Source organism: Pseudodesulfovibrio aespoeensis Aspo-2 (assembly GCF_000176915.2).
GTDB lineage: Bacteria > Desulfobacterota > Desulfovibrionia > Desulfovibrionales > Desulfovibrionaceae > Pseudodesulfovibrio > Pseudodesulfovibrio aespoeensis.
Window position 1 is genome coordinate 120,196 of record NC_014844.1, and the last position, 21,560, is coordinate 141,755.

At 61.3% G+C, this 21,560-nt stretch carries 19 protein-coding genes; 14 read left to right on the plus strand and 5 right to left on the minus strand.

Going from position 1 to position 21,560, the window contains the following annotated elements:
• Window positions 1–439: 439 nt before the first annotated feature.
• A complete protein-coding gene (locus DAES_RS00540; RefSeq protein WP_013513074.1) occupies window positions 440–1,309 on the minus strand; it encodes a radical SAM protein in 870 nt (289 codons plus the stop codon).
• 208 nt (window positions 1,310–1,517) lie between these two features.
• Between DAES_RS00540 and DAES_RS00545 the strand changes: the two genes are divergently transcribed.
• Window positions 1,518–3,119 (plus strand): PAS domain-containing hybrid sensor histidine kinase/response regulator, encoded by a 1,602-nt coding sequence (locus DAES_RS00545; protein ID WP_013513075.1) that lies wholly within the window; start codon window positions 1,518–1,520, stop codon window positions 3,117–3,119.
• Here DAES_RS00545 and DAES_RS00550 read toward each other — a convergent pair.
• Window positions 3,116–3,766 (minus strand): IS1595 family transposase, encoded by a 651-nt coding sequence (locus DAES_RS00550; RefSeq protein WP_013513076.1) that lies wholly within the window; start codon window positions 3,764–3,766, stop codon window positions 3,116–3,118. The two genes, DAES_RS00545 and DAES_RS00550, sit on opposite strands and share 4 nt — an antisense overlap.
• Here DAES_RS00550 and DAES_RS00555 point away from each other — a divergent pair.
• Window positions 3,744–4,856: an ISAs1 family transposase gene (locus DAES_RS00555; RefSeq protein WP_236608436.1), complete on the plus strand. Its 1,113-nt coding sequence runs from the start codon at window positions 3,744–3,746 to the stop codon at window positions 4,854–4,856. The genes DAES_RS00550 and DAES_RS00555 overlap by 23 nt on opposite strands.
• 30 nt (window positions 4,857–4,886) lie before the next feature.
• On the opposite strand, the gene DAES_RS00560 is transcribed toward DAES_RS00555, so the two are convergent.
• Window positions 4,887–6,776, minus strand: coding sequence for a HAMP domain-containing methyl-accepting chemotaxis protein (locus DAES_RS00560; RefSeq protein ID WP_013513077.1), 1,890 nt, complete (start codon window positions 6,774–6,776; stop codon window positions 4,887–4,889).
• Between the two features lie 322 nt (window positions 6,777–7,098).
• Between DAES_RS00560 and DAES_RS00565 the strand changes: the two genes are divergently transcribed.
• From DAES_RS00565 to DAES_RS00585, 5 genes are all read left to right on the plus strand, one after another.
• Window positions 7,099–8,649 (plus strand): PAS domain-containing sensor histidine kinase, encoded by a 1,551-nt coding sequence (locus DAES_RS00565; RefSeq protein WP_013513078.1) that lies wholly within the window; start codon window positions 7,099–7,101, stop codon window positions 8,647–8,649.
• A gap of 194 nt (window positions 8,650–8,843) precedes the next feature.
• Window positions 8,844–10,499, plus strand: a complete 1,656-nt coding sequence (locus DAES_RS00570) for a sensor histidine kinase (protein ID WP_013513079.1) — start codon at window positions 8,844–8,846, stop codon at window positions 10,497–10,499.
• A 17-nt stretch (window positions 10,500–10,516) separates the two neighbouring features.
• Entirely contained in the window at window positions 10,517–10,921 is a 405-nt protein-coding gene (locus DAES_RS00575) for a response regulator (protein WP_013513080.1), read from the plus strand.
• Complete coding sequence (locus DAES_RS00580; protein ID WP_013513081.1) at window positions 10,918–11,919, plus strand: sensor histidine kinase; 1,002 nt, start codon at window positions 10,918–10,920, stop codon at window positions 11,917–11,919. The genes DAES_RS00575 and DAES_RS00580 overlap by 4 nt, the downstream gene beginning before the upstream one ends.
• A 12-nt stretch (window positions 11,920–11,931) precedes the next feature.
• Window positions 11,932–12,327 carry a response regulator gene (locus tag DAES_RS00585; RefSeq protein WP_013513082.1) on the plus strand — a complete coding sequence of 132 codons (396 nt, stop codon included), beginning with the start codon at window positions 11,932–11,934 and terminating at the stop codon, window positions 12,325–12,327.
• A 13-nt stretch (window positions 12,328–12,340) separates the two neighbouring features.
• Here DAES_RS00585 and DAES_RS00590 read toward each other — a convergent pair whose 3' ends face one another.
• Entirely contained in the window at window positions 12,341–14,923 is a 2,583-nt protein-coding gene (locus DAES_RS00590; protein ID WP_013513083.1) for a PEP/pyruvate-binding domain-containing protein, read from the minus strand.
• 15 nt (window positions 14,924–14,938) lie between these two features.
• On the minus strand, window positions 14,939–17,293 hold the full coding sequence (locus tag DAES_RS00595; protein WP_157864775.1) for a sigma 54-interacting transcriptional regulator: 2,355 nt from the start codon (window positions 17,291–17,293) through the stop codon (window positions 14,939–14,941).
• 406 nt (window positions 17,294–17,699) lie between these two features.
• Between DAES_RS00595 and DAES_RS00600 the strand changes: the two genes are divergently transcribed.
• From DAES_RS00600 to DAES_RS00630, 7 genes are all read left to right on the plus strand, one after another.
• Window positions 17,700–18,110: a universal stress protein gene (locus DAES_RS00600; RefSeq protein ID WP_013513085.1), complete on the plus strand. Its 411-nt coding sequence runs from the start codon at window positions 17,700–17,702 to the stop codon at window positions 18,108–18,110.
• A gap of 18 nt (window positions 18,111–18,128) precedes the next feature.
• A complete protein-coding gene (locus DAES_RS00605; protein WP_013513086.1) occupies window positions 18,129–18,425 on the plus strand; it encodes a DVU0150 family protein in 297 nt (98 codons plus the stop codon).
• A 12-nt stretch (window positions 18,426–18,437) separates the two neighbouring features.
• Window positions 18,438–19,481: a sulfite exporter TauE/SafE family protein gene (locus tag DAES_RS00610; RefSeq protein WP_013513087.1), complete on the plus strand. Its 1,044-nt coding sequence runs from the start codon at window positions 18,438–18,440 to the stop codon at window positions 19,479–19,481.
• 30 nt (window positions 19,482–19,511) lie between these two features.
• Complete coding sequence (locus tag DAES_RS00615) at window positions 19,512–19,847, plus strand: hypothetical protein (RefSeq protein WP_013513088.1); 336 nt, start codon at window positions 19,512–19,514, stop codon at window positions 19,845–19,847.
• Window positions 19,848–19,928: 81 nt separating this feature from the next.
• Entirely contained in the window at window positions 19,929–20,168 is a 240-nt protein-coding gene (locus tag DAES_RS00620) for a hypothetical protein (RefSeq protein ID WP_013513089.1), read from the plus strand.
• A gap of 131 nt (window positions 20,169–20,299) precedes the next feature.
• Window positions 20,300–21,109 (plus strand): hypothetical protein, encoded by an 810-nt coding sequence (locus DAES_RS00625; RefSeq protein WP_013513090.1) that lies wholly within the window; start codon window positions 20,300–20,302, stop codon window positions 21,107–21,109.
• 19 nt (window positions 21,110–21,128) lie between these two features.
• Complete coding sequence (locus tag DAES_RS00630) at window positions 21,129–21,548, plus strand: response regulator (RefSeq protein ID WP_013513091.1); 420 nt, start codon at window positions 21,129–21,131, stop codon at window positions 21,546–21,548.
• Window positions 21,549–21,560 lie beyond the last annotated feature (12 nt).

Sequence of the window (21,560 nt, forward strand, 5' to 3'; positions counted from 1 at the left end):
GCAATGGAACCGGCTCGTCCATCCCGTAAGGGTGGGCGAGCCGGTTCCATTGCATGCAGCAGGGGTTTAATTCAAAAGAAGACCCCGATCTTTTCTTATGTCCTGCCCAGCCACGCCATCTCCGCCCTCCCTTCGACAGCCCCGCAATGGGCGGGAGCGTCGTGGCACCAGTTGCATCGGCCTGCGGCAGGGCGAAACCCGGCGGAGGCGGAGTCTTCGACGCCGACAACTGTTTCGCCAGCAGGTCGATGATACTGGTGTCCGACGCGGGAGACCCGATCACACGTCTTCAAAAGCGGTTTTTGCTTACTTTTGGCCGCTTTGGCCCAAAAGTAAGTCGCGACGGAGGAGCGAAATCCTCACCCAACTCCCCATTCCGCCGAAGGCGGCTTCCTTGTCTCTCCCCTCTCTCCCCTTCCTTCCAACGCCGCTCCGCCCCTTACAACCGCCTGACCCCCTCACCCCGCAACCGCCGCATCCCGGCCAGAGCGGCGTCAATCTCTCCCAACGCCGCGTCTTTCCCTGACGGCAGCCGCACCTTGAGCGGCAGATAATTGGACGCATGGTTGGCCAGAAACAACCCCCGCGTCAGGTGCAACCCGGCCAGCATCTCGCGAATCTCGGCCAGCATGCCGTGCGCATCGGGCAGGACGAACTCCCCCCTGGCGTGCCGGGCGTGCAGCGGCGTGCCGGGTACGAGCATCAGGCTCAGCGCGCCGATCTGATCCGGGTCCATGGCGTTCAGGGCCGTGGCCGTGGCACGGGCATGGGCCAGCGAGCCCTCCACCCCGCCCAGTCCGTTGATGACCGTGACGTTGAGCTTGAACCCGGCCTGGCGGGCGCGCCTGCCCTGCTCCACGATGGTTGCGCTGTTGCCGTTCTTGCCCATGGCCGCCAGCACCATGTCGTCGCCCGACTCAAGGCCCATGTAGACGATGCCAAGGCCCATGGCCCGCAGCTCGGCCAGCTGGGCATCGCTCTTGGAGCGCAGGCTCTTGGCGCTGGCATAGGTGCCGACGCGCGTGACCCAGGGCAGCTCGCGCCGGATGTCGGCCAGGATTTCGAGCAGACGCGGCTGCGGGAGGATCATGGCGTCGCCGTCGCACAGGAAGACGCGGCGCTGGCGGCGGCAGTGGCGTGCGGCAAAGGCGATGTCGCGGACCACGGTCTCCCGGTCCTTGATGCCGAACCGCTTGCCCTGATAGGCCCCGCAAAAGGCGCACTTGCCGTGGGAGCAGCCCAGCGTCACCTGGAGCAGGATGCTGTCCGCCTCGCTGGGCGGTCGGATGATGGTTCCCTGATAGTCCATGGTGTTTTCTACCATTCCCGGCCAGGATTGCAAACGGGCCAGGGCCAGGATTGCAAACCGGGCCGGGGAGGGCAAAGCCGCCGCACAAAACAGAAAATACCATTGACCAAGGCCCTGCCGTTCTCTACGGTTGCAGGGTGGACTGTTCCCTGTCGGCCCTGCCGCCGGGGCAATGTCCGGATGAAGACAAGACGGATACGGGAAGATCATGGCATTCACGCTCCGGCCCGCAAGGCCCACCTCATATGTCTCCATGGACGAGACCTCCAGGGCGCTCCTTGACTCCTCCATGGAGTCGTCGCTGGTCATCGATGTGAGCGGCTACGTGCTGGCCGCCAATCTCATGGCCGCCAATCTCTACGGCATGGAGTCGGTCAGGGAGCTTGAGCAGGCGAACATCTACGACCTGCTGCCCCGCGACTCGGCGGACTCGCGCCGCGAGCGGTTCAGGGAGGCCATAGACAGCGTCAGGGCGCTGCGTTTCGAGGAGGAGGTCAACGGCAAGTCTCTGGTCCATTCCATCGTGCCGGTGACCAACCCGTGGGGCGAGGTGTCGCGGCTGGCCATCAACACCCTGGACCTGACCGAGCTGCGGCGCACGGACGAGGATCTGCGCCGCGAGCAGCAGCGGCAGATATTCTTCATGGAGTCCCTGCCGGGCATTGTCTACCACCTCTATCCGGACCGGACCATCCGCTACGCCAACCGATATTTCCGCAAGTATTTCGGCAGCCCCAGGGGCAAGCTGTGCGCCGACGCCCTCAACTGCGCCAACACCTCCTGTATCGGGTGCCCGCCCATGGAGTCCATGGAGACCGACCGGACCGTGGAATGGGACTGGACCGACGCCAGGGGCCGCACCTTCCACCTGCAATGCAGCCCCATGACCGATTCGTCGGGCGAGCGCATGATCATGGTCCTTGGCATCGACATCACGGACCGCAAGCGGGCCGAGGACGCCCTCAAACTGGCCCACGACAAGTCCGAGGACAAGGTGCGCCGCCGCACCCGCGAGCTGGAGCGGGCCAACGAGGAGCTGACCAGCAAATCGGCCCGACTGGTGGCGGCCATGAAAAAGGCCGACGCGGCCACCAGGGCCAAGTCCGCCTTTCTGGCCAACATGAGCCACGAGATCCGCACGCCCCTCAACGCGGTGCTGGGCATGGCCGAGCTGGCTCTGCGCGTTCAGGACGAGGCGCGCAAGAACGAGTGCCTTGAGCGGGTGCTGGAGGCGGGCACCTCGCTGCTCACGGTCATCAACGACATCCTGGATTTCTCCAAGATCGAGGCGCGCAAGCTCACCCTTGAGCGCATTGATTTCGACCTGCGCGACATTCTGCGCACAGCCCTGGACATGCACCGGCTCCACGCCACGGACAAGGGGTTGGGCCTGACCGCCGAGGTGGGCGACGATGTGCCCGAGGCAGTGCTGGGCGATCCCGGCAGGCTGCGTCAGGTGCTGGTCAACCTGGTGGCCAACGCGGTCAAGTTCACCGATGCGGGCGGCGTCACCGTGCGCATCGGACTGGCCCCGGATCAGCCCGCAGACCTGTCCGGCCTCGCGCCCGGCCAGCCGCTCAGGCTCCGGTTCGAGGTGGCGGACACGGGCATCGGCATCCCCAAGCGAAAGCGGCGCGCCATCTTCAAGTCGTTTCTCCAGGCCGACGACTCCATCACCCGCAAGCATGGCGGCACGGGCCTGGGGCTTGCCATCTGCAAGCTGCTGGTGGAGCTGATGCACGGCAGCCTTGATGTCGAGAGCGTGGAGGGCGAGGGGAGCACATTCTTTGGGGCTGTGCCAGATAACTAGCCCATATACCTTCTAACCCACTGTTTCAGCTGTTTAAACTGACTTCGCGGATTGCTGTTATTAAAACGCCACTCGCATTCCTTTAAAAACAGAGAAAAATGCTTGGTTGGAATGCCGTTGAATTTCCTCATATGGCGTTTGGCCTGGTTCCAAAAATTCTCGATTCCATTGATGTGGTTGTGGCTATCTGCAAACAGCTTCGAGTGGTTGATTCGGAAGTGTTTGAATGCTGACACATCGAGGACATTGTAGCCATACCAGCAGTCCGAGTAAACCACACTGTCTGGCTGGATTCTTTCCTGAATAATGGGAAGCAAGGTTTTACCTTTTGCATCAGGAATCACCTGTGTATATACCTTCCCACCCCTTTTAAGGATTCCAAAAACAGGAACCTTACCAGCCGCCCCACGTCCTCTTTTGCCCTTTCGCTTGCCACCGAAGTAGCTTTCATCGACCTCAAATTCGCCAAAATCCATCCCTTCACAGGACTCTTCTTCCGCTATGATTTCCCGGAGCCGGTGAAAGTAATAGGCGGCTGTTTTGACGTTCACACCAACCAGATCAGCAGCACAACGAGCTGTCGTGCCGGCAACAAAATGTTCGATTAAACGAAGCTGCTTGTCCTTGCTCAAACGACTTTTTCGCATTGCCATACTGATAACCCAGAGGAGTTATCTGGTACAGCCCCAAAAACATAACCTTATTGACATACTGGTCATTGCCGTTTGCGCAGTTATTGCCAATGCTGAGGGGTGGGAGGATATAGAATGCTTTGGAATAACGAGGGAAAAATGGCTGAAAACATTTCTTGAGCTTCCAAATGGCATTCCATCCCACGACACGTTTGCGCGCGTCTTTGCCAGACTGGAGCCCATCGAATTGCAACAAGCGCTGTCGAGTTGGCTTTCGGCCCTACAGATCGAAATGCGCGGCAAAGTTGTGGCGTTTGATGGAAAGACGGTGCGGCGATCGTTCGATAGGGCAACGCAAAAAAACTCTCTTCATTTGGTCAACGCATGGCTTTCACAGGACAACCTTATCCTTGGCCAAGTGAAAGTGGATGACAAGTCGAATGAAATTACTGCAATCCCCAAGCTGCTTGAAATGCTGCATCTTGAAGGTGCAATTGTCACCATTGATGCCATGGGGTGCCAAAAAGCCATAGCCAAGCAGATCGGATCAAAAAAAGCCGACTATGTGCTTGCCGTAAAACAGAACCAGCCAGAACTTTATGAATATATTGATCTTTTGTTTAACGAGTCCAAGGTCAATACATCTTTGCTACATCAGACGCGCCGGACAATCGATTCCGGCCATGGCCGAATCGAAACCCGTGAATACAGCACCATTGTGGGTGACGATCTTCTGGCAGGAATAACAGGGTGGGACAATCTCAATGCCATCGGCATGGTTGAATCAAAACGCGAAGTTGGCAACACCATATCGAATGAAAAAAGATATTTCATCATGAGTATCAACGGGCACGCTCAACGTTTCGGCGATGCCGTCCGTGAGCACTGGGGGATAGAAAACACAGTCCATTGGGTGCTCGATGTCAGTTTCGGCGAGGACCAAAGTCGTATACGAAAGGATAATTCGCCGGAAAACCTCTCAATGTTGAGGAAAATAGCGCTCAATTGTGTGAAACAAGAGTCTACGAAAACCAGCATGAAGAGAAAGCGCAAAATGGCTGGCTGGGACAACTCGTTTCTTATCAAGGTGCTGACTGGAAATTAGATGCGGTTGCCCTGCCCGGAGGCCCAAGCCCTAGAAGCGTTCAAATCCGCTGTCAGCATCCATTTCCAGGGCGATCCCGGTTGTGGCTCCGGGCAGTTGCCTTGCACTGCCAGTGCGCCGGGGGGCGGTCATTGGTCCCTGAGGCCTGGCTGGCGTCTGCCGCGCCTTGGCCTGTTGGGCGGCCTCATGCGTTTCAACCATGAAGAAGGACATGGCCTGCTGGAGCTGCTGCCCTTGGCCGGACAATTCCTCGGAAGTCGAGGCCATCTGCTCCGAGGCCGAGGCATTGAGCTGGATGACCTGATCCAGCTGCTGCACGGCTCTGTTGATCTGGTCGGCGCCCGTGTTCATCTCGGTGCTGGAGGTGGTGATCTCCTGTACCAGTTCGGCGGTGCGCCTGATATCCGGCACCAGTTGCTGGAGCATTGCGCCCGCCCTGTCTGCCACCGAGACTGTGGAGGAGGAGAGCTCGCTGATTTCGCTGGCGGCCACGCCGCTGCGCTCGGCCAGCTTGCGCACCTCGGCGGCCACCACGGCGAATCCCTTGCCGTGCTCGCCTGCGCGCGCGGCCTCGATAGCCGCGTTCAGGGCGAGCAGGTTGGTCTGGCGGGCGATCTCCTCAATGACGGTGATCTTCTCGGCGATGTGCTTCATGGCGGCCATGGCCTGATTCACGGCCACGCCACTGGCTTCGGCATCGCTGTAGACCTTCTCGGCCAAGGTCTCCGTCTCCCGTGCGTTGTCTGCGTTTTGCCGGATATTGCCCGACATTTGTTCCATGGTCGCAGAGACCTCTTCCACGCTGGCCGCCTGCTCGGTAGCACCCTGGGAAAGGGAAAATGCCGTGGCGGAAAGCTCCTCAGACCCGGAGGCCACATTGTCCGTGGCCGCCTGCACCTGATGCACAACTCCGCGCAGCTTGGTGACCATGTCGTTGAGCGCCCTGGCCAACATGCCGATCTCGTCCTTCTGGTCGATGTCGAGCATCCGGGTGAAGTCACCCTGGCTCATGGTCTGGGCAAAGGCCACGCCAAGGAGTACCGGGCGGGTGATGGCCCTGGTGATGGTCATGGCGGCGATCAGCCCCAAGAGCAGGCTCAAACAAGAGATGGCAAGGAGCAGCATGTTGGAAAAATTCATTTCGTCGAGCATCAGCGTCTTCTGGTCCGCCCGCGCGACAGCGCAGACCTCCATGGCCTTTCTGGCAGCGTCGACCATTTGCCCGTCCGCCTGGATTTCCGCAGCCAGGGCGAGGCTATAGCTGTCGAGCACGGCTCTGAACCGCTCTACTGCGGCGGCAACGGGCGCGTGGCCCAGTGTCCCTGCCAGGGCAAGTGCTTCGTCCAGATGGCCTGTTGCCAGGGCGAGATCCTCCTTGCCGCGGGAGAGGAAATACGCCCGTGCCTCCATCTGGGCCCGGTCCACCAGCCCCATGAAGGAGAGGATGGACCGAAGGGATGCATCGTCGCTGTCGGCGATGAGCCCGTCAGCCAGGGCGATCAGGTCGTGCCCGGCCTGGGTGGTCTCGCTGCGGATGCGCGTCTGGTTGCCGATGGCTGTTACCAGCGCATCAAAAGCCTGCTGGTATGCCGCGACCGAGGCGGCGACTTCGTCCATCTGGGCCTGGTTCGCAGGGTTCACGAACTTGTCCTTGGTGGTCTGCGCCTGATTGATCAATGTCGTGACGGTGTCGTGTACTCGATTGGCGTATTTCATATCGCCACGGATGATGTAGTTCTTTTCATCGCGCCTGCACTCCAGGATGAGCCGGACGAGTTCGCTGACATCGTCGGCCTTGTCCACACGGTCGACAACGGAAAGCATCCCGCGCCAGCCGACAAAGGCGACAACCGCAGCCAGAATGAGAACCGTACCGAAACTGAAACCGAGCTTCATCGCCAAACGAAGATTTTTCAACATGGGAACTCCCTTGTCTGTAGCATTCATCACGCAAGAACAGGGACTGCACAAGGTGTGCCACATATCGCGCAAAAATCGCCAGACGACCCCCTGCAATCATTGGAATAAAATATCAAATCGCGCAAGCCGCCATGGCGGACAGAGACCGCGGGCCAGTACTCCCACCCCAGGAGCGGCCCGCCTGTTCCCCAGACATCGCGTCGACCGGCTCCTGTTTGAACATCGCGCCAGGGCACATCGGCATGGCACCCAAATTGCTTCGACAGCGAAACGTGCAGGGCCATCTGACCTTGCGACAACAGGTAAAAAACAGGTGCAGACGATGAAGGCAGGCAAGGCGACAATAGAGGCGCTTTTGAACGCGACCGAGGATTCGGGAATCCTCATAGATCTGGATGGCCGCTTCATCGCGCTGAACAATGAGGCTGCGCGCCGCAGGAACACGACCGTTGAGGCGTTGATCGGCAAGAGCCTCTATGCATACCTGGATCAGACGGTGGCCGAGCAGCGGAGGGCCTGCATCCGGGAGGTCGTCATGACCAAGACGCCCAATTGCGCCGAGGAGTGGATCGGCGACCGGTGCTACCGCGTCAGTTTCTACCCGGTGATCGACGATACCGGGGATGTGGTGCAGGTGGCGAGCTATTCGCGCGATCGCACCGAGACCAAGCACCATGAAGCCGAGCTGATCCGCGCCAAGGAGATGGCGGAGTCCGCCAGCATGGCCAAAACGCAATTCCTCTCAAACATGAGCCACGAACTCAGAACGCCGCTCAACGGTATCCTGGGGATTTCCCAGGTCGCCTTGGGCGAACCCCTGGATATGGAAACCAGAAACAACTTCGAGATGATACATGAAAGCGGGCTGAGGCTGCTCAACGTGCTGAACAACCTCTTGGATCTGGCGGCCATCGAAAGGCGTTCCATCGAGCCGGTGGTCAGGGAGTTCGATCTGTCCGGGCTGCTCTCCTCCACACGCAAATCCTTCTCGCTTCAGGCCAACCTGAACCGTGTCGAGTTGCTCTTCGCCGTGGACCCCGACCTGCCGTGCTGCTGGTTCGGCGACGAGCACCGGCTGGGGCAAATCCTTTCCAATCTCATCTCCAACTCGCTGCAATGCACGCGCGAGGGCGTTGTCAGAGTGACTGTGACCGGGGAAGGGCGCAGGCGGAGCGGCAGACCGGACTGCGCCGGTTGGCAGGATGTGCGCTTCGTCGTGGAGGACACCGGTCCGGGAATAGACGAACAGTTCCTCTCCACCATATTCGACAGTTTCAGCATCGCCGAGCAGGTCATGACCAAGCGATACAGCGGGGCGGGTGTGGGCCTGAGCATCGTCAGGGCTCTGGTCGAGATGATGGGCGGGTCCATCCGGGTGCAGTCCTGTCGTGGTCAGGGTACCGAGGTGGCTTTCTTCATACCTCTGGCAGAGTCGGGCAATGACTGCGGGGAATCCGGGAGGCTGTCGCCCTGTCTGATTATTCCCGGTATGAAGCTGGCCAATATCCTGGTGGTCGATGACGACCCTATCAACCTGTTCACGACCACGAGGATGCTTGTCCGCAGCGGCTTCAGCGTCCGCGAGGCGGCCAACGGGGCCGAGGCTTTGGATATCCTGCGCAGCCACGCCATCGACCTGATCCTCATGGATATCCAGATGCCGGTCATGGACGGGTTCCAGGCCGCGAGCCACATCCGCAATGGCGAGGTGCCTGGCGTGGATCGACATATCCCCATCATCGCCCTGACAGCCTACGGCGCGCATGGCGACTGCGACCGCTTTGCCCGGCACGGGATCAACGACTTCATCACCAAACCGATCTCCCCATCCGGGCTCGACAGCATCCTTGCTCGCCACCTGGCTTCGGCCTGACCCTCCCCTCGACACCCAATCTCGCAAGGACTGGCTGGCAGCCGCCAGGTCTTGCGAGATTTTTTGCGCGTATTTAAACAAGTAATTCAGCTGTTTATCGCGCCAATGGCCGGGGTGGAATTTGGAATGGATGTTGCTCATCTCCAGACATGGCCCTGGTGCCGCAACTGTATCGTGCTCAGGGGGCGCGCAACATGATCGACAAGAAATACTCGGGGCTTCGCTGGAAGATAATCGGCGGAACCATGGCTTTCTCCCTCATTCCCCTTTTTGCGATCGGGCTGTTCGTCCACAACGACTTCCAGAGTGCCTACCACGCCAAGATCACCAAGAACCTCTCCACCATGGTCGAGGACAAGCAGCGCGCGCTGGACATGTTCCTGAACGAGCGCGCCGCCCAGTTGCGGACCATTCTCTATTCCCACTCCCCTGACAGTCTGGCCGACAAGACCTATCTCCAGAATCTGTTCAACGCCACGCAAACCAGCGCGCAATCCTTTGTGGACATGGGGTTCATCGACCAGCAGGGGGCGCATCTGGCTTATGTCGGCCCCTTTGCGCTTGGCGAGGTCAACTACCGTGAGGCGGAATGGTTCCAGAAGACCCTGCTCAAGGGCATCAACATCAGCGACGTGTTCATGGGGTTTCGGAAGTATCCCCATTTTGTCATTGCCGTGTCCCGAAATGAGAATGGAAAGACCTGGGTGCTGCGGGCCACCATCGACTCGGATGTTTTCGACCGGCTGGTCCAGGCCGTCCAGGTGGGCCGCCGCGGCGACGCCTTTGTCGTCAACGAGAACAACCTGCTGCAAACCCATTCCCGCTTTCTGGGGCCGATCCTGGAGACTTCCCCGTTGCCGACCCAGCCGCGCTTCAAGGGAGTGCGGGTGGAGCATATAACCCTTGCGGGCCGGAACATGTTCCTTGGCACCACCTGGCTCGACAGCCTGCGCTGGCGGCTGGTCATTCTGGAGGATCCTGCCGAGGAGCTCTCGTCCCTGTGGCGGACCACATGGCTCCTGGTCGGTGTCTGTCTGATCGGGGTGCTCGTCATCTTCCTGGGCGCAACGCTCATGGCCCAGGCCATCGTGCGCAAGGTCATGCTGGCAGACCGGGAAAAGGCGATTCTTGACGCGTCCCTGATGCAGTCGAGCAAGATGGCCGCCCTGGGCAAGCTCGCGGCGGGTGTGGCCCATGAGGTCAACAATCCGCTGACCCTCATCCGCGAGGGCGCGGGCTGGCTCAAGGACATGCTCGCCGATGAAGATCCGCAGACCATGAAGAACCATGCCGAATTCGCTCGCAGCCTGGACATGATCGAGCTCCACGTAGACCGGGCTCGCGAGGTCACCCACCGCATGCTCGGCTTCGGGCGGCGCATGGAACCCCTGCAGGAGAACGTGGACCTCAATGTCCTGGCTGAGCAGACCATCCGTTTTCTGCGTCAGGAGGCCCTGCACCGCAATATCGCCATCACCACTGACATGTCCGGGAACCTGCCCAGGGTGACCACGGACGGCAATCAGTTGCAGCAGGTGATCCTGAACATCCTGGACAATGCGCTGGATGCCGTGGGCCAGCAGGGAGAGATATGGGTGGGCACCGGAACCGACGATGAGCGGGACGAGGTGTTCCTGAGCATCCGGGACACCGGGCCGGGCATGCCCTGCGAGACCATGGAACACATCTTCGAACCATTCTACACCACCAAGGCCGTGGGTGAGGGAACCGGACTCGGCCTCTCCATCTGCTTCAGCATCATTGAGAAGCTCGGCGGCCATATCGAGGTCCAAAGCGCGCAAGGCGAGGGATCGACATTCACCATCCGCCTGCCCAGACAGCGGGCGTGAACAGGGAGGTCGCGGCAATGGAAGACAAGATAACGGTCCTGGCCGTCGATGACGAGCCCTACTTTCTCGAACTGTTCGCCAACCGGTTCAGGCGGCGCGGCATCGAGGTGCTCACGGCACAAAACGGCAAGGACGCCCTTGAGATTCTCGCCGCGCATTCTGTGGACGTGGTCGTGCTCGACGTGCTCATGCCGGGCATGGACGGCATCGAGACCCTCAAGGAGATCAAGAAGCGCCACCCGCTCATGGAGGTCATCATGCTCACCGGGCACAGCTCGGCGGACATGGGGCTCAAGGGCATGCGCCACGGGGCATACGATTACGTCATGAAGCCGTTTCGCATCGACGACCTGCTGGGCCGCATCCAGCGTGCCCACGAACGCCGTCGGCTCAATCTGACCTGCGCCGGGGAACAGGCATGAGCCCCCTGCGGTCACTAGCGTCTGCGGCCCGCCCGTCGGCCCGCCTGTCGACCATGTCGGCCCGCATGGGCCTGGCGGCCCTGGCCTGCGGCCTGGCCCTGGCAGCCGCCGGGCTTGACGGCCCGTTCGCGCTCGTCGCGGCCCTGGGCGCTGCCGCATCGTCCATCCTAGCTGTCGCATGCCCGTGCCCCATGGGTCCCGATGCCGGGAGGCAGCCGGACACGGACATGGACACGGACACGGACATGGACGACCTCCTGATCCATTCCCAGAAAATGTCCGTGCTCGGAGAGCTTTCCTCGGGCATCGCCCACGAGATCAACACCCCGCTGGGGATCATCGGACAGGAGACCGAACTCCTGCACATGCTGGCTGGCCGGTCCGAATACGCCGCGCTGCAAAGCCGCCCGGAACTTTGGGATCGCATCGACCAGATCTCGACCCAGGTGGAGCGGTGCGGCGAGATCACCCACCAGTTGCTCGACTTCGCGCGCAAGACCAGGGCCGTGCTCCAGACGGTCAATCTGGGCGAACTGGTGGAGGACATGATCCGGCTCGTGGAGCGGGAGGCAGGATACCAGAATATACAGATCAAGCGGCACTTCCATGACCAGGGTCGGATCATCTCGACCGATCCGGCCCTGGTGCGCCAAGTGGTGCTCAACCTGTTGCAAAACGGTGTGCAGGCTGTGGGGCACGACGGCACGGTCACCGCCAGTACGCGGGTATCGCCGGAGCGCGCCGAGATTCAGGTGTCCGATACCGGGTGCGGCATAGCCCCGGAGAATCTGCAACGGATATTCGATCCATTTTTCACCACCAAGCCGCCGGGCCAGGGCACAGGTCTCGGGTTGTCCATCTGCCTGAAGATCGTGCACCGGCTGGGCGGCCATATCCGGGTCAGAAGCAAGCCGGGCCAGGGGGCCGAGTTTACCCTGCTCCTGCCGGTCGGTGAGCCTGATTCGACATGTGCAACCGACAACCGCCCGAGCACCTAAAAGGAGAAGGTCATGAGTGAAAAGACAACGGTTCTGGTCGTGGACGACGAAGAGCGTTTTGCGAGTAACATGGTCACGCTGCTCCAGGAGCACGATCTGGCCGCCAGGGCGGTCCACTCCGGCGAGGAGGCCTTGGACATGCTCCAGCGCGAGGACTTCGACGTGATCCTGCTGGATGTCAAGATGCCCGGCCTCTCCGGCATCGGCACCCTTGAAAAGCTGAACAGGATGGGCGTGGACAGCAAGGTGATCGTGCTCACCGGTCACGCTTCGGTGGACGACGCCGTGACCCTGCTCGACCTGGGCGCGGTGGATTATCTGCTCAAGCCCTCCAAGACCCACAAGGTGCTGGAGATGATCCGGCTGGCCAAGGAGGGCAGGGACCTGCAAAAGCAGGCCGGCAAGTGACCGGTCCTGGCCGTCAATCGGCGGTCACAGTGCCGCCGGTTGACGGCTGGCCGTTGTGGCTGAAGTCGCCATTGAGGAAACTTCGTGCCAGCCGGTCAACGCTCCCTTCGTCCTTCATGAGCATGTCCATCTGCCGGGTGTAGATCAGGAGCCTGCCCACCCCTTCCAGGCGTGATGCGATCTCTTCGCACGGATACTTGGCGAAGCGGGCTTTGATCGTGTCCTTCTCGACCTCCACCCGGAAGCCGAGCCCCTCCAGCATGATGCCAATGGCCCGCGCGCGCCTGTTGCGCCGGATGTCGTCGGCGGCCCCGCCCTTGAACTGGAAATTGATGTAGTTGCTGTTCACGGTCTGGCCGCAATAGGCGTCGAGCACCCCGTAGTGATAGCCCACCCGCGAGCTGAAATTGAGGTATTTGTCGGTGATGATGGCGTAGCTCTTCTCGCCGAAGCGCTCTCTCTCGGTGGAGAACATCTGCCGGGTCATGACCGACATGAATCCGCCCATGTCCACGGGCCGGGGCTCCTGCGACCGGAGTCGCTCATCCAGCATGCCCCGGAGCAGCGCTGCAAAGGGAGCGGACACGACCTGGTCCACCCTGATGTTGCGGGAAAGGGCAGCAGCGTCCAGCCCGCCGCCAAGGTCGATGACGTGGAGATCAAGGGGCAACGGGGCCTCAAGCTTGCGGGCCATCTCGCCCTGGTCGCTGGCCAGATCGCTGATAGCGAACATGGCCTCATAGCATCGTTCATGCACGTAGCGCATCACATCATGCACGGTACGGCAGTTCCCCGGCTCAAATCCTGGAGCCTTGGGGTCTGTCAGGTTCAGGGGCAGCACCAGATCGGCCAGGGAGCGCAGGGCCGTATGCACCGGCGTCCCCTCCATAAGTCCCCTGGCCTGCTCCGGGGCCAGGGTCAGGAGCGGCTCCACCCGGCCATCCAGAACCCGCCCCAGCCAGGCGTCCACAGTCACCACTTGGCCGTTCCGCAGCGCGGTCATCGCGCCTGCGGCTCCAAGCAACGCGGGCAGACGGTACTCCCTGGCCAGGGAGGCCATGTGCCCGGTCACGCTGCCGTGCTCTGTGACCACTGCCGCCGCCCGGGTCATGACCAGCGAATAGAGGGGGGAGGAATGCTCGGCCACCAGCACCGCGCCAAGCGGGAACCCGGCCAGATCGGCCTCGTCGCGGACCATGTGGATCGGCCCGGAGCCCACGCCAGGGCAGGCCACCGCCGCACCCTCAAGGAGAGCGGGGGCGTCCACGGCAGGCAGATCAGGCGGCACAAAGGCCCCGCCGGCCATATGCAGGGGGCGGCATTGCAGGAAGAGCAGCCCGCCCGAGTGGTCCAGAGCCCACTCCACGTCCTGGGGCGAACCGAAGTGCTCCTCAAGCCGCAGCAGACATGCGTTCAGGGACCGAAGCTGATTCGGGGTCAGACAGGGCTGACCTTGGTCCTCTTCTGGAACCGGACGTTCCTCCACACCGCCGCCGGGCCGCAGGGAAAGCATGACCGTCTTGACCGGTGAGGACGACGAGATAATTTCCGGCGGATCGCTCCGGGAGAGGCGGTATGTGTCCGGGTCCACCCGTCCATCCACCGCGTATGGACCCAGCCCCCAGACCGCGTTGATCACGGTCTCGGCCTTGCCCGGAGCCATGGGGTCGCGGGAATAAGCCACGCCGCTGGCCAGGGGGTCCACCATTTCAAGGCAGGCCACGCCCATGGCCGTTTCCTCGGACAACACGCCGTTGGCCAGCCGGTAGGCGATGGCTCTGGGCGAAAAGAGGCTGGCCAGGATGAGTTTGTAGCTCTCCACCAGCCGGGACGGTGTCAGGCCGAGAATGGTCTTGTACTGTCCGGCAAAGGACAACTCGCCGTCCTCGCCGATGGCGCTGGAGCGCAGGGCCAGCCGCAGGTCATCGCCCAAGCCGAAGACTTCCAAAGAGGTGGCCCGGATGGCTCGATCGAGCTCCGGGGGCACCTCCCCATGCAGAAACAGGGTCTGGATGATCTGACTGGCCTCCATCAGGCTTTCGGGCCTTTCGGGGTCTACGGCCCGGTGGGCCTTGTCGATCTCCGGCCCCAACTGGTTGTGGTCCAGAAAGGCCTGGTAGGCCGCCGTGGTCAGGGCGAACCCGCGCGGCACAGGCAGGCCCACGGCCCCGGCCATCTCGCCCAGGTTGGCGTTCTTGCCGCCCACGCTGTCGATCATCTGCCGCCCAACGCGGACATGCGGCACCGTCAGCTCGGCCACGGACGGACGATGGCCAATATCGCCCAGCAGGGGGGCCATCCCGCCGCGCAGGGTTTCCAGCGCCAGATGGAGTCCCGGCTGTGCGCGGCCGGACAAGCGCTCGTAGGCCTGCACCATCCGGGCTGCGTAGAACAGCGCCCGCGCCCCTTGGGAGCGCACATGGGCCATGCCGAACAGGGTTTTGCCCTCAAGCATGCGATCCATGGAGGAGAGCAGCCGCAGCAGCTCCGAGTTGGCGTCAAGGATTGCCTTGAAGTTGGTGTAGCGGTCCTTGAACAGGACATCCACCCCGGTGTCACGTCGGCGGGTGAAGAGGCGTCCGAAAAAGCCGAACATGATTTTCCCCTCGCTTCAGTTTCGTGACGGCTTGCGTGCCATTTTCAATTCATACCGGGTGGCCGGGCCGCTCCCGACCTTGACCAGACAGCCCTTCTTGACCAGATCGTTCAGATCGTAGATGGCGGTTCTGGAGGGAAGTCCGTCGCCCACGAAATCCTGGTATTCGCTCCGGGTGATGCCCCCCCTGGCGACGAGCAGGGGATAGACCTTGCTCTGGCGTTCGTTGAGCCTGATTCCGGATGGGTGGAGTGCCGGGTCGGGGCCGCTGGCCGGTTTGGCGCTCGGCGTGGCTGCAGCAGCAAAGGGCGGGTCTGCCGACACGTCGCCTCCCCATGCCGCCGCCGGGGCGGCCACAGGGACAGAAGACAGTGTCAGGGGATGCCAGTCGGCCAGACGCTCCTCCTCAAGCTGGATGTCGTTGGCCTGGATCACCTCGTTCTCGACCATGACCGCTGCCCTGGTGATGCAGTTGACCAGCTCGCGGATGTTGCCCGGCCAGCCATAGGCGTTCATCTTCTCGATGGCCCCGCGCGACAGCGCCAGCCCCACCTTGCCCACGAGCGCCTCGGCCTGACGCAGATAGTACAGGGCGAGGCTCGGAATGGACTCCCGGTGCTCGCGCAGGGGCGGGACGTTGATGGTCAGCACCCTGAGTCGGTAATAGAGATCCTCACGGAAGGTTCTGTCCTCGATCATGGCCGTCAGGTCCACATTGGTCGCGGCGATGAGGCGCACGTTCACGTCCACCTCCCGGTCACTGCCAAGCGGCTTGATCTTGCGCATGGCGATGGCCCGGAGCAGCGCCTGCTGCCCCATGGGCGAGGTGGCCTGGATCTCGTCCAGGAACAGGGTGCCGCCGTCCGCCTCGAGAAAAGCGCCCTTGCGCTCTCCCTTGGCCTCTGTATAGGCCCCCTTGGTGTGGCCGAACAGGGTGTCCAGCAACAGGTTCTCATCAAGTGCTCCGCAGTTGATCGAAATGAAGGGCCTGCCTGACCGCGCGCTGTGATTGTGGATGGCCTCGGCGGCCAGTTGCTTGCCCGTGCCGGTTTCGCCGACCACCAGCACGTCCACATCGACCCGCGCCGCCTTGAGTATGTCGGATTTCATCTGAGCAATTTTCACGCCAGACCCGATGATCTCGGGCAGTGGCGAGATGGCTCCGCCGTCCGTATGGCTCTCGTCGATGCTTGCCCGTTCCTGCATGCTGACCAGGAGCAATTCCTGATCCTTGCGCCAGGTCTGCTCCATCTGGTCCCGGAGCCGGGCCACGAGGCTGTTCACTGCGGCCTTGAGGTTGTTGGTTTCAAAGCCTGCGGCTGGCAGTTCCACCTCTTCGGGCCGGGTCAGATCCATGTCGCGCACAGCCCTTGCCAGTTGGAAGATGGGCAGGGTGATGTACCGGGAGAGCAGGTAGACCAGCAGGGTCATGATCCCGATGGTGGTGATGGTGATGATGAACATGACGTCCAGATGCCGGTATCCGGCCACCAGGGTCAACTGGCTCCTGTCCACAAAGGCGATGCCGCCGACGACCTGCGCCTGCCCGCCTCCGCCGCCATAGAACCTGACAGGTGCATAGGCCAGAAAATGCGAGTTGACCTGATTCAGGCTCTTATCCTGATCCTTGAGTATCAGGCAATTCTGCTGCCCGGCCCGGATGTCCGTGATCATGTCCCAATAGGCCGCATCAGCCTTGTCCGGGAGAAATGCCGTAGCCAGGCCGGGCTTGCCCAGGGTTCCCTCGTGGCCGCCGCGGGCCAGCATGGTCGATATTTCGGCCCCGGACTGCTCGATGGACTCCGACTGGAAGAGCATCCAGCCATCGGTGTCGATCATATAGGAGAAGCGCAGTTCGTTGCTGCGCGAAAAGGCGTGCAGCGGGGAACGGGTCGAGTTGAATATGGACAGGATGTTGCGCAATTCCCTGGCCTCAAACCCCAGGAACAGATACCCGCGCTGGCCGCTGTCGCCCACAGGAACCACGGTCGCCATCCGAATGACCGGTGAAAAAACCCTGTTGTTGGCATTGGTTTCCAAGGGGAAGGGATACTCGGCCTCCTCCACCGGGAACAGCATCACCTCGCCGGGCGCTAGGCGGGAGAGGGCCTCGAAATGCAGGAAATGGCTCGGCTTGACGGCATGGAGCATGGGCTCCGGCACCTCGAACGCGGCGCTGCCGCAGGCGACCATGAAAATATGGCCCGTCAGCTCGGGCGAAAAAAAAGCCAGCTCCCGGACAGGCAATCCGCCCGAGGCGTCCTTCCTGGCGAGATGGTCGCGCAAGCTTTGCGCGTCCAGCTGGCCATGGGCGATGAACAGGAGCTCCTGGCGGTATGCGCCAAGGCGTATCTCCACCTCGTGGGCCATGGCCAGCGCCTGGAGCCTGGCCGTACGTTCAAGTCCTATCTCTGTGTATCTGTTTGATATTTGGTAGTTCAGATATCCTGTGATCAGCAGGATTCCCATCAGTGTTGGCAGCAGTGTGAAGAGGAGCTTTCTTCTCAGGCTTAAGGAAAGGAACCATCTGAAAATACCGTGCCCTGATGCCTGTCCGTCCTGTCTCATGCCGCGCCTCCGCTCGCTAAATGTCTATGCTCTTGCACAATCTCACAATCGCGCAAAGATGGTCAACGAAAATATTTCCATTATTTTCAAAGTGTTGACAAAATTGATTGCGCGATAGTCGTGGCATGTGCCTTGCTTTGGTGACAAAAAGGACAGTTCCCATGCGGGGCGATGAAAGAATGACAATTCTAACAGCGAGGCAATGAACATGGTCATTTTGGTAGCTCTGGACGAATCAAGTTTCGCCAAGGCTGCGCTGGAGAAGGCGTTGGAACTCGCCTCTCCTGGCAAGGCCGAGGTGGTGGCGCTCAGCGTGATTCCCCACCTTGGGGTGGTGGAAGGGGTGCAGGACAAACTGATCGCCCGTTTCGAACGGGAGGCCAAGAGCCTCATGGACGAGGCAAAAGCCGTGGCCGCCAGGCACGGCGTGTCGCTCAAGACCAGGGTGGAAAGCGGCATCTCCCCGGCGGACACGATCCTGGATGTGGCCAAGGAAGTCCGGGCGGACCTCATAGTGGTAGGGCATCGTGGCAAGAGCAACCTGGAGAAATTTCTCATCGGCAGCGTGGCAAGCGCACTGGTGACCTACTCTCCCTGCTCGGTGCTCGTGGTCAAGTAAACACAACGGAGGAATTCAATGCACAGAATGTGGAAATTCGCAACGCTGCTTGCGGGCCTGCTGACTCTGATGCCCCAACTGGCTCTCGCGGCAGGGGAAAAGGCGGCTGAACTGATAGTGGTGGCGGACACCAGAGTCCTGGACAGCGGCATCATGCTGTACTTCGCCGACCTGTACAACACCAACCTCCTGCTCTTCGCCGTGTGGGCGGTGGCACTGACCGCAGGCTACGGCGTCTTTCTTGGCCTGCTCATGGATGTGATCATGGCCAGGACCGGGCTGGATCTCAAGTCACGCAAGATTATCGAGCACTAGGAGGAATCTGTTATGGAATTCTTAGGCGACACCAGTTGGATGTATATGTACATGCCCATTGCGGGCGTCACGATCCTCTGGCCCGGCCTGGTGCTCATCGGTTTCTCCGTGGGTGTCATCGGCGGGTTCTTCGGCATGGGCGGCGCCTGGATGGTCACGCCCGGCCTCAACATTCTCGGTTTTCCCATGGCCTTTGCCATCGGCACCGACATTGCCCACATCGCGGGCAAGTCCATGGTTTCCACCATGCGCCACTCCAAGTTCGGCAACGTGGACTACAAACTGGGCTTTGTCATGGTCGTCGGTACCATGGTCGGCATCGAGATTGGCGCGCAGCTGATCATGTACCTAGAACGCCTCGGCAAGGTCGGCGACGTTGTTCGCTGGGTCTACGTGGGCTTCCTGGGGCTGATCGCCCTCATGGTCTTCTATGACTACTTCAAGGCCGTTTCCAAGAAGAAGCACGGGCAGGTGGACGGCGAGCACGGCACCGAGGGCATCACCTGGTACAAGACCCTGCACAAGATCCGCATTCCCCCCATGATGCACTTCGAGAAGGCCGGCTTCACCTGTTCGGCCTGGCTGCCCATTCTCGTCAGCCTGCTGACCGGCATCCTGGCCGGCTTCCTGGGCATCGGCGGCGGCTTGCTGCGCATGCCCGCCCTGGTCTACCTCATCGGCTGCCCGACCCACATCGCCGTGGGCACCGACCTCTTTGAGGTCATGATCTCCGGCCTGTATGGCGCCTTCACCTACACCCTGAAGGGACGCATCGAGCTGGTGGCCGTGTTCGTCATGCTCACCGGCGCGGCCATCGGCGCCCAGATAGGCACTGTTGCCACCAAGTACGCCAAGGGCTACGGCATCCGCGTAGCGTTCGGCATCGCCGTGCTCTGCTGCATGATCTCCATCATCCTCAAGCAATATGGTTACCCGGTTGCATCGGCTGTCCTCATCCTGGGCACCATCTCGCTGATCTGCATCTACATCATGAAGATCATGTTCGTTGGCGCGGCGCAGGAACTGCGCGAGAAGAAGCTGCGGGAACAGGGCTAACCACAACGGCATCTGTAAAGGAATAATGACATGCGAAATACCAAGATCATCCTCCTGAACGCGGCGCTGCTGGTTCTCCTGGCATGCGCCACGGCCTGGGCGGCGAATGTGGCCCAGGGGGCCTGCGTCTCCTACGACGCCGACAAAAAAATCCTCGTCATCGAGGAATACGATCTGAACTTCACCCCGGAGCACAAATACGGACAGCCCACCGGCACCATGATCGAATTCGACACGACCACGGCCAAGATAGGCATACTGCCCGAACCGGGCGATGTGCTGCGCCTCTCCTATGTGCCGTCGGAAAAGAAGAACACCGCCCTCAAGGTGATGAACGTGTCCAAGCAAGACCTCATGAAGAAGTAACCACCCTACCCCCCCCTCCGGCGGTCCGCCCGTGGTCACCCCATTGGCGCGGGCGGGCCAGCCGGAGGAACAGGAACGACAATGAGAACCAAGCAACCCCTGAAGACATCCCAGCGCGTGGTGGTGATCATCATGGACGTTCTCCTGATGACCGAACTGTGCCTGGCCATGTACTGGTGCAACCGGGACCCGGAGACCATGGTGGCGACCTTTCTCAAGACCTACCTGCCCGCCGCGATGATCACCCTTGGCGGCGCGTGGATGACCATCAGGCGGCTGTCGCCGCCCGAGCCAGAGCCGGTACTCCAAAAGGGAGCGTGATCATGAACCAGCTGATACTGCTTTTTCTTTCTCTGGGTCTCGGATTGATTGTTGGTGTGGCCCTGGCCGCATGCGCGAGGAAATTCCGCAGGTTCTGGGCCGACCAGTCAACCAGAGGCAAGGCGTAATCCATGAGCAGCAAGACATTCAACCGCATCGCCCTGATCATCTTCGCCGTGGTCCTGTTGTCGGTGATCGATTCCTGCAGCGCGGCCTTTGGCCCGCCCAGGGTGTTTCGGTTGACGCCGGGCGAGACCATCCCCATCAGCGGGGATCTGGACGACGCCCCGATGATCCCCAACCGCTGGCTCGAAGAGCCGGACATGGAAACGATCCGGGGCCATCTCGGCTACACCACGAACGCGGCTGGCCTGACGATCCGTTTTGTCGAACTCAGGGGACGCCTGTGGCGCGGCGAGCTTGATCTCTCCAATGCAGACCCCGGCGACTACACGCTCCAGGTCTTCAACGCGGCGTCCAAGACCAAGGACATGGAACCGGTCTACACGGTCCGTTTGTTCCCGGATCTGGCGTCGCTGCGCGCCGATCTGCCGTCCTTTTCGGAACGCCACCTGGACATCAAGCCCATCATGATATTCTTCATGGCCCTGCCCCTGGCTCTGGTCATGCTGTTTCTCTCGCATCTGCGCTCCGGCAGGGATGAGGCGGCGCTTCAGGCGCGCGGCATCGGCTCGGTCTACAAGCTGGCCAAGAGCAAGGCAGGGTGGGAGATCATGGTCGGGCTGGGCAGCGCGCACGGCGTGCATCCAGGCGACCGGCTGCGCATCCTCGACAAAAACATGCGGGACGTGGGCGAACTCCAGGTCAGCAGGGTGGGGCGCGAGGGCAGCAACGGCGTCCTGCCTCTGGATGCAAACATCCGGTCCGGTTATTTCGTGGCCCTGGCGGATTCCGTGCCCCACGGGGCGAACCGTTCCTGACGAAACAAGGAAGCAAGGCATGGCTGATCCCATTTCCGTATTGTTGGTGGACGACGAGCCTGATCTGCTGGACTTTCTCTCCAAGCGGCTGAACCGCCGCGGATTCATCGTCCAGACGGCTTCCAATGGCCGACAGGCGCTGGCCGCGATTGGCGTTCTCCCGCCGGATGTCGTCATTCTGGACATGCTCATGCCCGGCGGCATGGACGGGCTGGCGACCCTCAGGGAAATCCGCCGTCTCTTCCCGCTGGTGGAAGTGCTGCTGCTCACGGCCCACGCATCCACCGAGGCTGCTTTGCGCGGCATGGAGCTTGGCGCATACGACTATTTGATCAAACCGGTGGCCATCGGCGAGCTGGTGCTCAAGATTGAAGAGGCCTCGGGCAAGCGTGGCGTCATGGCCAGCCCCCTGGACCCGGACGTGAATCACGACGCCTGACTCTCCAACCCC